The 12,042-nt window shown below is 40.0% G+C and carries 11 protein-coding genes; 2 read left to right on the top strand and 9 right to left on the bottom strand.

Annotated features, from left to right (window positions below; translation table 11 throughout):
- Positions 1–71: 71 nt before the first annotated feature.
- Entirely contained in the window at positions 72–422 is a 351-nt protein-coding gene (locus R7Q48_RS16700) for a DUF3135 domain-containing protein (RefSeq protein WP_256903155.1), read from the top strand.
- Here the strand turns inward: R7Q48_RS16700 and R7Q48_RS16695 are convergent.
- The 3 genes from R7Q48_RS16695 to R7Q48_RS16685 all read right to left on the bottom strand — a co-directional run bounded on the left by R7Q48_RS16695 (position 416) and on the right by R7Q48_RS16685 (position 3,030).
- A complete protein-coding gene (locus tag R7Q48_RS16695) occupies positions 416–682 on the bottom strand; it encodes a GIY-YIG nuclease family protein (protein ID WP_373417398.1) in 267 nt (88 codons plus the stop codon). The two genes, R7Q48_RS16700 and R7Q48_RS16695, sit on opposite strands and share 7 nt — an antisense overlap.
- Positions 683–2,098: 1,416 nt before the next feature.
- Positions 2,099–2,521 (bottom strand): DUF805 domain-containing protein, encoded by a 423-nt coding sequence (locus R7Q48_RS16690; RefSeq protein WP_213899429.1) that lies wholly within the window; start codon positions 2,519–2,521, stop codon positions 2,099–2,101.
- Positions 2,522–2,682: 161 nt separating this feature from the next.
- Complete coding sequence (locus R7Q48_RS16685; protein WP_017820736.1) at positions 2,683–3,030, bottom strand: 5-carboxymethyl-2-hydroxymuconate Delta-isomerase; 348 nt, start codon at positions 3,028–3,030, stop codon at positions 2,683–2,685.
- Positions 3,031–3,299: 269 nt separating this feature from the next.
- Here R7Q48_RS16685 and tpiA point away from each other — a divergent pair, with 269 nt between their 5' ends.
- A complete protein-coding gene (gene tpiA / locus R7Q48_RS16680; RefSeq protein ID WP_005384863.1) occupies positions 3,300–4,070 on the top strand; it encodes a triose-phosphate isomerase in 771 nt (256 codons plus the stop codon).
- Positions 4,071–4,167: 97 nt separating this feature from the next.
- Here tpiA and galU read toward each other — a convergent pair whose 3' ends face one another.
- The 6 genes from galU to R7Q48_RS16650 form a co-directional block, all read right to left on the bottom strand.
- Positions 4,168–5,046 (bottom strand): UTP--glucose-1-phosphate uridylyltransferase GalU, encoded by an 879-nt coding sequence (gene galU / locus R7Q48_RS16675; protein ID WP_021487153.1) that lies wholly within the window; start codon positions 5,044–5,046, stop codon positions 4,168–4,170.
- Positions 5,047–5,114: 68 nt separating this feature from the next.
- A complete protein-coding gene (locus tag R7Q48_RS16670) occupies positions 5,115–6,281 on the bottom strand; it encodes a nucleotide sugar dehydrogenase (RefSeq protein WP_256903156.1) in 1,167 nt (388 codons plus the stop codon).
- 97 nt (positions 6,282–6,378) lie between these two features.
- Positions 6,379–8,484, bottom strand: coding sequence for a YjbH domain-containing protein (locus tag R7Q48_RS16665; RefSeq protein ID WP_256903157.1), 2,106 nt, complete (start codon positions 8,482–8,484; stop codon positions 6,379–6,381).
- A 254-nt stretch (positions 8,485–8,738) separates the two neighbouring features.
- A complete protein-coding gene (locus tag R7Q48_RS16660; protein WP_017820733.1) occupies positions 8,739–9,953 on the bottom strand; it encodes an O-antigen ligase family protein in 1,215 nt (404 codons plus the stop codon).
- Entirely contained in the window at positions 9,950–11,083 is a 1,134-nt protein-coding gene (locus R7Q48_RS16655; RefSeq protein ID WP_017820732.1) for a hypothetical protein, read from the bottom strand. Before R7Q48_RS16655 ends, R7Q48_RS16660 begins: the two co-directional genes overlap by 4 nt.
- Positions 11,077–12,042, bottom strand: a complete 966-nt coding sequence (locus R7Q48_RS16650; protein WP_256903158.1) for a glycosyltransferase family 4 protein — start codon at positions 12,040–12,042, stop codon at positions 11,077–11,079. Before R7Q48_RS16650 ends, R7Q48_RS16655 begins: the two co-directional genes overlap by 7 nt.

Raw genomic sequence — 12,042 nt, 5'->3', positions numbered from 1 at the left:
TCTCTCCTCTTTCTAGTGGTATAGGCTTTTAGTAACTAAAGGCAACTTCCATAAGGATTTGGAGAGCATCGATGTCTAATCTACGTCATATCCCATCCCAAACGCTTCCTCCATTCGATGAAATGGTTCGAATGGCAGAGCGAGATCCAGAAGCTTTTGAGCAATTTCGTCATGAGATGGCGAAAGAGATGATCGAGAGCGCATCAGAAAATATGAAAGAAAGATTGTGGGCTCAACAAAGCCACATCGATAGAGTCATCAGCACGTGTAAAAACCCTCATCACACCAATGTGGTATTGATGAACGAGTTGCAAAAACAGGTCGTGAAGTTCAAAGCAGCGCTACAAGGGGAAGCCGCACCGACTCAAAAAGCGAATGTGGTTCGCTTAAATGCGTTTAAAGATAGGGATGATTTTTACTGATACTCAGTAGATAGATCGAGAAAGTTAGGGTTCGTTTCTCTTACCAAGGCTAACTTCCACTCACGCTTCCACTGCTTGAGCTGCTTTTCTCGGTTTATAGCATTAGCCATATCGTCGAATAACTCAAAGTAAACGAGCTTATGAACGTTGTATTTCTTAGTAAATCCTTCCACCACTCCATTTTTATGTTGCCATATTCTTTGGGGCAGCTGACTGGTAACACCTATGTAGAGAACGGCGTTGTTATTTGACGTTAGGATATAAACGCAAGGTGTCTTATCGATGATTCATTCTCCTTCATTATTCGCTGTTACTTTTCCATTGTAATTAGCGAGCTCAGTCAGTTTATTTCAAACTCGGAGCACTCTGCGCCTAGATTCTGAATCACACTCGTTCCTCGCTGTTCAGAATGACAGTGGCTTTAACAGCCTCCAAACCAAAAAGGATCGTCATTCTAGCGAGCCTTAGCAAGGCTAAGGATCTGGTAACAGCAAGCCCCTATTCTTTCCCGCTCACCTTGGCCACTGTTCAATCGGACGATAGATTCTGAATCACCTCGTTCCTCGCTGTTCAGAATGACAGTGGCTTTCCAGACTCTAAATCAAAGGAGCTCGTCACTCAATCGAGCCTTAGCGAGACTAAGAATCTCGTAACAGTAAGCTCCTATTCTTTCCCGCTCACCTTAGCCACTGCTTAACCGGATGATAGACTCTGAATCACCTCGTTCTTCGCTGTTCAGAATAACGATGGCTTTCACAGTCTCTAAATCAAAAGAGTTCGTCATTCTAGCGAGCCTTAGCGAGACTAAGGATCTGGTAACAGCAAACTCCTACTCTTTCACACAGCTTAACCAGGGCCCAAGCGGACGATAGATTCTGAATCACGCTCATTCTTCGCTGTTCAGAATGACAGTGGCTTTAACAGCCTCTAAATCAAAAGAGTCCGTCATTCTAGCGAGCCGCAGCGAAACTAAGAATCTGGTATCAGCAAGCTCCTATTCTTTCCCGCTCAGCTTCACCACTGCTCAACCGGACGATAGATTCTGAATCACACTCGTCCCTCGTTGTTCAGAATGATGATGACTTTAACAGCCTCCAAACCAAAAAGGATCGTCATTCTAGCGAGCCTTAGCGAGACTAAGGATCTGGTAACAGCAAACTCCTACTCTTTCACACACAGCTTAACCAGGGCTCAAGCGGACGATAGATTCTGAATCACACTCGTCCCTCGTTGTTCAGAATGACGATGACTTTAAGAGCCTCTAAATAAAAAGAGCTCGTCATTCTAGCGAACCTTAGCGAGACTAAGAGTCTCATAACAGCAAACTCCTATTCTTTCCCGCTCAGCTTCACCACTGCTCAACCGGACGATAGATTCTGGATCACGCTCATTCCTCGCTGCTCAGAATGATGATGGCTTTAACAGTCTCTATATCAAAAGAGTTCGTCACTCAATCGAGCTGTAGCGAAACTAAGAATCTGGTATCAGCAAGCTCCTACTCTTTCACACTCAGCTTAACCACTGCTCAACCGGACGATAGATTCTGAATCACGCTCGTCCCTCGCAGTTCAGAATGACGGTGAGTTTAACAGCCTCTAAATCAAAAGAATTCGTCATTCTAGCGAGCCTTAGCGAGACTAAGAATCTACTTTCAGCACGCTCGATACTTGAAGTAATTACTCCGGCTCAGGGCCATATTGGTTTGGTCCTGATGTTCCTTTTAAGAGACCACATTCAATTAGAATCCATAAACCACAAATCAGAGAAATGGAAGCGACGAACATCTGTGGGGTCGACGGCTCTTGCGCGGCAGGGCTGGTCATTGGCGTGGCAATTCGTCCGATAATCAACGGAATATTCAGTGCTAGCCAATAGATCGATTTGTTGCGGTCGTGCCAACGCTTGGTGGTGATCGCCAAATCAGGGATCAACAGAACCACCAAGAAAATAGGAAGAAGCACATAGGAGAGAGTAGGAAGCAGCTGGCTGATACCGGCACCAAAGCCTAGAATGGACACATAGTAAATGACGTTCCAAATCCAGTAGGTTTTACGGTCTATACGTCCTTGAAAAGAAAACAGTAACTCTTTAGTCGACATCAAATTTTACCCCAAAATAGAAAGGTTATAGATTAGCCGAGTCAATATAGTTTGGAAAGGACACCGATAGCTGGGTGCCCACAACGCCCATATAACAAGCAGAGCCAGGCTGAGAATTCGTAACAATAACCTCTCGCTATTCTCGGGCAATCCAGCACCACCTAGTTCACTACCTTTTGGAAGCTATCTATATCCATGTCTCGGATATTGACCGTTAAACTGTGCACGTGACTAGCTTGCTCTTGAAGAGTCGCCATCAAGGCTCGTGACAGTTCTCGCTTTTGTTCTTGGGAGCGACCAGATAACAAATCAAAGTTGATATGGATAAAATCGAGGCTATCTCCCTCCTCTCCTATTAACCAATTGTGGCACCGGAGCGTTCTAGATTTCACTGACGCGAGTTCAAAAAGGCCACTTTCTAACGCCGTTTTATGTAAATCCTCCAGCAACCCCTGAACATTGACGCGTTCTTCCACCGAGTTTGAATACTCTAAAACGAGATTTGGCATTTTGATTCCTTTCTACAACAATTAATTCCAGCGCGTAGTAATACCAATCTCAGCAGCAATTTCCGAGGAATGAACTATCATTCTGTCTACGCGATCACCAATCGGTTGCTTTTGACAAAAATAACAGGATCGATGCTTGGTCGAATCAACAAAGAAAGCCGGACAAGACATGACGCCAATCATGATCTGTTCACATTATTCTGTTATATTCCTACGTAGATTTTTTACATTAATTGACTATTTACATTAAAGATAAGGGAGATATTCCTATGCGTCGTCCTGTAGTGATGGGTAACTGGAAACTAAACGGCAGCAAAGCAATGGTAACTGAGCTGCTAACTGGTCTTAACGCTGAACTTGAAGGCGTAGAAGGTGTTGACGTAGCAGTCGCTCCACCAGCACTTTACATCGACCTAGCAGAGCGCGTAATCGCTGAAGGCGGTAACAAGATCATCCTAGGTGCTCAAAACACTGACCTAAACAACAGCGGTGCGTTCACTGGCGATATGTCTCCAGAAATGCTGAAAGATTTCGGTGCTACTCACATCATCATCGGTCACTCAGAGCGTCGTGAATACCACAACGAATCTGACGAGTTCATCGCTAAGAAATTCAACTTCTTAAAAGAAAACGGTCTAACACCTGTTTTCTGTATCGGTGAATCTGAAGCGCAAAACGAAGCTGGCGAAACTGAAGCAGTATGTGCACGTCAAATCAACGCAGTTATCGACACTTACGGTGTTGAAGCTCTAAACGGCGCAATCATCGCTTACGAACCAATCTGGGCTATCGGTACTGGTAAAGCAGCAACAGCTGAAGACGCACAACGCATCCACGCTTCTATCCGCGCACTAATCGCAGCGAAAGACGAAGCAGTTGCAGCACAAGTAATCATCCAATACGGCGGTTCTGTTAAGCCAGAAAACGCTGAAGCTTACTTCTCACAACCAGACATCGACGGCGCTCTCGTTGGCGGTGCTTCTCTAGACGCGAAAAGCTTCGCAGCAATCGCTAAAGCAGCGGCTAAAGCAAAAGCTTAATCTCGTTTTTACTGAGAGTAAAAATAACAAAGGGATGCATCATGCATCCCTTTTTGTTTGTGTTGTACCGTCGGAGTACCTAATAGGAAGTTCCGACTTACGCTGGCTCGGCAATTTTCACGGTTGGCTTTTTCGCTAGCTCCGCACTGGAATCTTTCTTATAAAGGTTCTCGTAGCAGTAATTTGTAGCTTCAATGTAGCCTTCTACACTACCGCAATCAAAGCGTTGACCTTTAAATTTGTATGCCAAAACACAACCAGATTGAGCTTGTTGCATCAACGCATCGGTGATTTGAATCTCACCACCTTTACCCGGCTCTGTATTTTCAATCAGTTCAAAGATATCAGGTGTTAGAATGTAGCGACCAATAATCGCTAGATTGCTAGGTGCAGTGCCTGGTTCTGGCTTTTCCACCATGTTATCAATGCGGAAGATATCATCTTTGATCATCTCGCCAGCAATCACACCGTATTTATGCGTTTCTGATTCCGGCACTTCTTGTACCGCAACGATTGAACAGCGGAACTGTTTGTACAGCTCAACCATTTGAGCTAGAACGCCTTGGTCCTCATTCACACAAAGGTCATCCGCGAGCACAACAGCAAACGGTTCATCACCGACCAGTTCACGTCCCGTAAGAATAGCGTGACCTAAGCCTTTCATTTCACGCTGACGGATGTAAGTGTAACTCGCAGAATCAATCAAAGAACGAATATCATCAAGCAGCGCTTCTTTACTTGTACCGCTAATTTGATGCTCTAGCTCGTAGTTTTTATCAAAGTGATCCATTAACGAGTGCTTACCACGACCAGTGACGATGCACATACCGTCCATACCGGCTTCAATCGCCTCTTCAACACCGTATTCAATCAATGGCTTGTTCACCACTGGCATCATTTCTTTCGGCATCGACTTAGTTGCAGGAAGGAAACGTGTACCGTAACCCGCTGCAGGAAATAAACATTTTTTAATCATAACCATTACCAACTAAAAGAAAGGCTCCCTAAAGGGAGCCTATTATATTATTTGAATATAAAGACTAATTAATCGCTACCAAATAGGTCACGGGTGTAAACTTTATCAGCCACATCAGCAAGTTCTTCCACCATGCGGTTAGAAACAATAACATCAGACATCTGTTTGAATTCTTCAATATCGCGGATAACGGCAGAGTGGAAGAACTCATCATCCTGAAGTACTGGCTCATACACCACGACTTCGATGCCTTTTGCCTTAATACGCTTCATAATGCCTTGAATAGACGAAGCTCGGAAGTTATCTGAGCCAGCTTTCATAATTAAGCGGTAAATGCCCACAATTTTTGGTTCTCGCTTGAGAATAGACTCTGCGACAAAATCTTTACGCGTGCGGTTTGCATCAACAATAGCGCCGATAATGTTATTTGGAACATCCTGGTAGTTTGCTAACAATTGCTTTGTATCTTTCGGTAAGCAGTATCCACCGTAACCGAATGATGGGTTGTTGTAGTGATTGCCAATGCGAGGGTCTAAGCCAACACCTTCAATAATTTGGCGAGCATCAAGGTTGTGTGCTTCAGCATACGAATCTAACTCATTGAAATAAGCTACGCGCATCGCTAGGTATGTGTTTGAGAACAACTTAACCGCTTCGGCTTCTGTAGAGTCAGTAAACAAAACCGAGATGTCTTCTTTTACCGCACCTTCAACTAAAAGATTGGCGAACTTCTCTGCACGTTCGCTACGCTCACCAACGATAATGCGAGACGGGTGTAGGTTATCGTAAAGTGCTTTGCCTTCGCGAAGAAACTCCGGAGAGAACATAACATTCTGACAACCGAGCTCCTCTTTAATGCGCGCAGTATAACCCACAGGTACAGTCGACTTAATCACCATAACCGCACCTGGGTTAATCGCCATCACATCTTTAATCACTGCTTCAACTGAAGAGGTGTTAAAGTAGTTCGTTTGAGGGTCGTAATCCGTTGGTGTGGCAATGACAACGAACTCTGCGTCTTTGTAAGCCAGCTCTTTATCTAGCGTCGCGACAAAGTTGAGTTCTTTGTTTGCAAGAAAATGTTCGATTTCCGAATCAACAATTGGAGACTTCTTATCGTTCAACAAGTCCACTTTTTCTTGGATAATATCAACCGCCACAACCTCATGGCTTTGTGACAATAACATGGCATTGGACAAACCGACGTAGCCCGTGCCTGCTACAGCAATTTTCATTTTTATTTCCTATTATTTAACTGACGCTAGCATATCAAAACACCTACACTCTCGGTAGAGTACAGTGATTAACTAAAAGCCTAACTAGCAACACAACTTAATTCAATTGAGTACCCAAGTAACGCAAATAAGCGTTGCGAATGCGCAGCTTGTTCTGCTCAAAGTACTCTTGGCCATAACGGCCTCGGTTAAAGTAGCGACGAAGCATGCTATTATCCATCACAAGTTCATCCCCTTGGCCTGCCGCTAAGTAATTATAATCATTGCCAACTCGCGTCGTAACGTTGAAATCATAAGCCTCGTTACCACGAACTTGTATCACTCCCGGAGACATATCACGCCATGGCGTTAATGGCAGCTTTACCGACACAGTGACAAACTGCTCTTCGTCTGTATCGTTAAACTTTGTCACCTGATAACTTGCAGATACTTCTATGTCTTCAAACCAATGTGAGGTCGTGAATTTTGCGCCAACATCCCCTTTCCAAAACTCGCCAGCAGTTGCGTTAAACTGCCAATCCCACTCTGGCATAGAGAATGTGTAACGAGTTAAAAAGGTTTGGCGATCTGGATTCGCATAACCATTTTTGTCTTTTTCGTCTTGATGTTGGAAGTAGCTCATCTCTAGTCCCAACTCATGGTTGCCCGATTGAGAGAACCAAGCTGATTCGCTACGCGCACCGATATAATCCGACTTAACCAAGCCTAGAGAGACCTGGTTAGCAATATCGACATATGGTAAACGGAAGAACTGATGCACCATTGCACGATCAATCTCGCTCTCATACGCGCTGTCTTCGAAATACCCACCCTCTTCAAAATCATCACTTTCTGCTAAAGGTAAAATATGACGAACATCTATTGCCGCGCCAGACCATAGGTAGGTGTATAAGTTGCTGGACATGGCAAAAGAGTAATCATACACACCGTACTCGGTTGCTACGCCATGCCTTACCATAGGGGAAAGTACTATCTGCGAATCTAAAGTGCCTGAATTAACTCGCTCCGTTTTCCAATCAACCATGTCTAATCTTTCCGACAAATCGCGCGTGATAAACTGAATGTCATCACAAGCTGCGCTACCATTGACAAAACTTTGGTAACAGTTAGAGTTAGACAAAACGCTGACCACTGGTTTTTGGTTGGCAAGCATCACAAGTTCAAATTGATCCGATGCAGCGCCAATATCTTGCGCTGCATTTTGACCAAAATGACTCGATACAATCCCCAGAGCTACACCTAATCCATCTGCTTGATTATGGTTGTATCGACGGTTCTCTAAAGCCACCACGACTCTACCATTGACTAACCCCACTTGAACATTAACGAAACCTTCGTTTTTTAACGCACTCACCAAAGTTGAGATCGAAGCATCTTGAAACTTCTTCTGTTCTACAAAAAGCTTATCTCTCAAAGACATATCGTTTTGAGAAAAGCTAACTGAGCGTGTGTAATCAGATATCAGAGGGATTGAAAAAGCGGCATTCCATACATTTTTAGTATCAGTGTCATGGCCTAAATAGACCTGATAACTAAGAGAAGCTGTTATATCATACGGGAGCAGCTCTTTTGGCGTAAAAATTTTTACTGAAGAATTAAACTCTTCTGAGTCGTACTCACCTACCAACTGAATAAAATTGAATGGTTGGTACTCAACACCACCAAATGGGCCATCCATAACACCAAGCGGAATATCTGACTGACCATACCCCAACGACATTCGAACTGGAGCAAAATCGAAAGAGTAGTCAGCAACTATATAATTCGTATTAAAGTAGTTTAACTCTCCTCCAAGATCTTGCACGCCAACTGCCAACTTGAGTTTATTAAAATCTTTAAAAAAAGGAAGTTGATACTTAAAAGAGGCTGATAGGTCTCTAACACTCCCCACAACAAACCCATTAGAACTATAGTCTTCAGTCACGATTCGGCCTTGTGCCTCTAACCCTTCGATTAGTCCGAGAGAGAACGTTAAAGACTCTATATCAGAGACGTTATTCCTAAGCGGTAACCCATGTGCAAAGTCAAAGCCAAAGCTCCCGTAGTTTTGAACTTGGGCATTGGGTATAAAAGTCAAACCAGTAAAACTTTGGTTAGAAGGTAATTCTTTTACTAATATAGCTGGAGTTTCTGCATATGCACATTGAGAGAAAGAAAATAAAGTCCCACTTACCAATGTAGCTGCTATAATTTTATTTATCATTGTTTCATTCAAATATTTCACGTTTTCACTTAAGTAAAGTTACGATTTCAATAGCTCATCTTACTTTTAGCATGTGATACTTCCAAATCACTTTAATAAAATACCGAGTAGAGCACTAAGCAAGTTCATCGTCCATAATGAGTATCTTTATAAGTTTTAGTTAATAGCAATATCTAAGCACTTATAATTTTGGTTAAATCATTAGCCATATATAAACACTGGCATCACCATATGATATGCTTTAATGATACATCTTAGTTGGAATTGTCTTCGTTATTAGTTAACCCCTTATAATAACTAAAACCTAATAAAGCCCAAAAATAATAAAATATAGGTAAACTATATACCACATTAGCAGAGAGCATGGCGATTAGACTAGCACACAATGAGTAAAAAACACCCTTCGATAGAGGATCTTTATTAGAAAGATAAAATGTAAACTGTAGTAATCTCCATAAGAAATAAATAAAAAATAGAAAACCCAAAAAGCCGAACTCCAACAAAAATTTAATCCAATCATTATGAGGATCAAAAGTAATACCAGATTGAGTTGTTAAAGCATCCAAAACCACATAATGCCCTAAACCAGTTCCAAACCAGAAATGTTCATTAAACCAGTCAGACAATAGCAACCGCCAATGCATCAACCTCCAGTTAAAAGAGTTCCCTACTTTTTCTCCTTGTTCAATATTAATACTTATTCCTGTTTCCACAAATTCAGACACTCTAGCGGAGATAGAAGTATGTTGAAATATATATATACCGATAGGGACAATAATAATAAAAAACAAAGGAATGATAATGATTTTTCGATTAGACTTTACCAAAGACAAGTAACTTATAAATAATATAAGAATAATAGCATTCTTTACTGTTCCTGTAACGAACACAACAAAAACAGACAATAAGAATGCTAACAGGGTCAAATTACTTTTTGATGAATCATAATAAACATAAAATAAAACAGCAAAAAATAGAGCAAAATTGGCCAAAATATTTATTTTCCCAGCCAACCCGGAATACCTTACCACACCATCAATTTCTTCTGCTCCTAGAGCAAGTACAGGCCCAAGAGCACCAGCAATTAAGTGTATAAATACTGATAAAAAAACGACTACAAAAAACCATTTTCTAACTCTGGGAATAGAGTATGATAGGCAACCGAATATAAATATACATTGACAAGTAACAAGCCTAATATAAGTAGAAACAGACGTAAGTAAAGAATATCCTTGAATAACACCAATAGCAGTAGAAAAAATCAAAAAAATGTTTACATAAATTAAAACCTTAAAAATCCCACCTTTATTTAACGTGTTTCTAAAATGGTCACCTCCAACCAAAAACAATATCACAAGAATATCAATTATTAATGGAACAATAATACCAATCGCAACAGAATCATATGATACTAATATAGTTTTTAATAACCATAAAAGAGAGAGCAAACCCCATAAAACTGTTGTCATTTTAACTTCTGCCTTTCTATATACTTAAGGTAAATGAAGTTACAAAACACATCAACAATCCCAGAAAAACTCTGCCGCTGAGCTTTTGAATATATTTCATCATATTTTTTTGGTGCCGACAATATATCAAAATATTCATTAAATATATTTTGATAGAAAAATCTCTCTCTATTAAAATCAGACTTCGTAAATAAATTAGATATCTTGGTCAATGCTTCTGACTCAGAGAGGGTTGAAACAGATCTTTCAGAGAAATTCTTTTCAAATAAAGAACCAAAAGTATTGTCATCAACAAAAATTGGTATATCCAAGTTGGAGACTGGAGCTAGTGTGAGAACACCTAAGCACATGGCTTCCATAGCACCTCGCCCTGTACCAATTGAAAAGTCAAAATCAGGTAACCAGCGTACAGCATCCGTCGTAACTTTTTTATCAGTATGGAAAAATATTCGATCTTGTATAGATAAATAATTACACAAGTCTTTTAATTCACTTAAGACATGCCCATCCTCCAATACACCAACAACATCTACACTAAGATCATGTCCTAATTTTTTTAGTTTATAACTTAGATTAATTGCCGATAATATTTTTTTACGATACTTTCTTCCAACTCGGGCAATGCATATTGCTCTTCTTTCAAAGGAACGCTCGAAAAACAAATTATCCTTCGTTCTTTCATTTACAAGAGCCATAATTTCGTTTCTATTGATTCTATTAGGTATCAAATAACTTGAAACGTTCTTATTATGAAAATGCTCTTGGTCTTCTTTTGAAAACACTGATATAGAATAGCACCTTGGATAGTAACGTAAAGGTTTACCTCCACACTTAGTAAGGACTAAAGGATTATTTTTAAAGATAGATACGACTCTAGCAAAGCTAAATGAATGCTCATCAAAACAATGTAATGTATCGTTTACATTTATTATTTTATATAATAAACTAAAGGCACCACAATATCCATTATCTCTTATTGATATAAAAGTAAGATTATCATATTTCACCCTTGGTTTTGTATGACCAATAATTACTACCTTTGAGTCAACATACTGTTCAGAAAGAGCTTTTAAACTATAATAGTGTCCTCCAATTCCCTGGTCCATAGTGAAAGCTAAAAATGTCAACATTGTTTATATAACTCCATTATTTTTCCAGATATTATCTTATTTGAATAAGTGTTTAAAAATACACTTTCTGTCTCATCACTTTTCATGCCTTCCAATTCATAAGCTTTTAATACTTCGCCAACCTTAATTATCATTTCTTCTTTTGAATTAACCACATAAACTCCTGTACAAATATGGCTTAACCTCTCGACATCACCTACATTTCGGCTAATTACAGGCAATCCGGATGCATAGGCCTCCTTAACAACTTGTGGTGAGCCTTCTCTATCCGATGTGAGAAGCATTAAAGATGAAATACTATACAATTCCTTGACTTCTTTCCTCGACAAGTTTTCAAGTGCTCTATATTTAACATTGTGGGATTTTGATATATTAGTAAATACATCTAGAAAATAGTCAAAGTTCTTCTCAGGCCTATCAGGGCTACTGGGAAATATAATAATTTTTTCGTTAGTTTGTATGTTCCTGTTATTAGGATTGAAAAAATCAGTATCTATACCACATGGTATAACAGAAAGCTTATCTGAGCTTTCTGTTAGCTTATTAGTTAGAACACCGTTTAATTCATCGCTAACTGCAATTGATTTATTAGAAAGATAAAACGCTAACTGGCTGATTAGCTTTACTAAGCTTGAACCACCTAAAACATCTGAGCCATGAAATGTAACAATTACTTTAATACCTTTAAGTTTAATAATTGGCAGTAGAAGTAAAACAGGGAAAAATGATAGTCCATAGTGTATATGAATAATGTTAGGATTATATTTAAATATTTTTTTGGCAAGAGGAAAAATATTACATATATACTTTCTAAAAAAACCAAATTTAGGTTTATCCAAGTTGAATACATCAACGTTTAAACCATGAAACCTTATTAAGCTTTCAACTTGTTCCTTTACAAATATACCTTTATTTCCTCTTGAGTCTGGATACATGTTAGTTATTACTAATGTTTTCAT

The organism is Vibrio sp. 378 (assembly GCF_033339435.1).
The sequence above is the reverse complement of the archived record's forward strand: the minus strand, read 5'-3'. Positions and strand labels throughout refer to the sequence as shown.

Coding starts and splice junctions, on each gene's coding strand:
- R7Q48_RS16655 (WP_017820732.1), bottom strand. CDS start 11,083: ATGTTGACATTTTTAGCTTTCACTATGGACCAGGGAATTGGAGGACAC.
- tpiA (WP_005384863.1), top strand. CDS start 3,300: ATGCGTCGTCCTGTAGTGATGGGTAACTGGAAACTAAACGGCAGCAAA.
- R7Q48_RS16670 (WP_256903156.1), bottom strand. CDS start 6,281: ATGAAAATTGCTGTAGCAGGCACGGGCTACGTCGGTTTGTCCAATGCC.
- R7Q48_RS16665 (WP_256903157.1), bottom strand. CDS start 8,484: ATGATAAATAAAATTATAGCAGCTACATTGGTAAGTGGGACTTTATTT.
- R7Q48_RS16660 (WP_017820733.1), bottom strand. CDS start 9,953: ATGACAACAGTTTTATGGGGTTTGCTCTCTCTTTTATGGTTATTAAAA.
- R7Q48_RS16690 (WP_213899429.1), bottom strand. CDS start 2,521: ATGTCGACTAAAGAGTTACTGTTTTCTTTTCAAGGACGTATAGACCGT.
- R7Q48_RS16685 (WP_017820736.1), bottom strand. CDS start 3,030: ATGCCAAATCTCGTTTTAGAGTATTCAAACTCGGTGGAAGAACGCGTC.
- R7Q48_RS16700 (WP_256903155.1), top strand. CDS start 72: ATGTCTAATCTACGTCATATCCCATCCCAAACGCTTCCTCCATTCGAT.
- galU (WP_021487153.1), bottom strand. CDS start 5,046: ATGATTAAAAAATGTTTATTTCCTGCAGCGGGTTACGGTACACGTTTC.
- R7Q48_RS16650 (WP_256903158.1), bottom strand. CDS start 12,042: ATGAAAACATTAGTAATAACTAACATGTATCCAGACTCAAGAGGAAAT.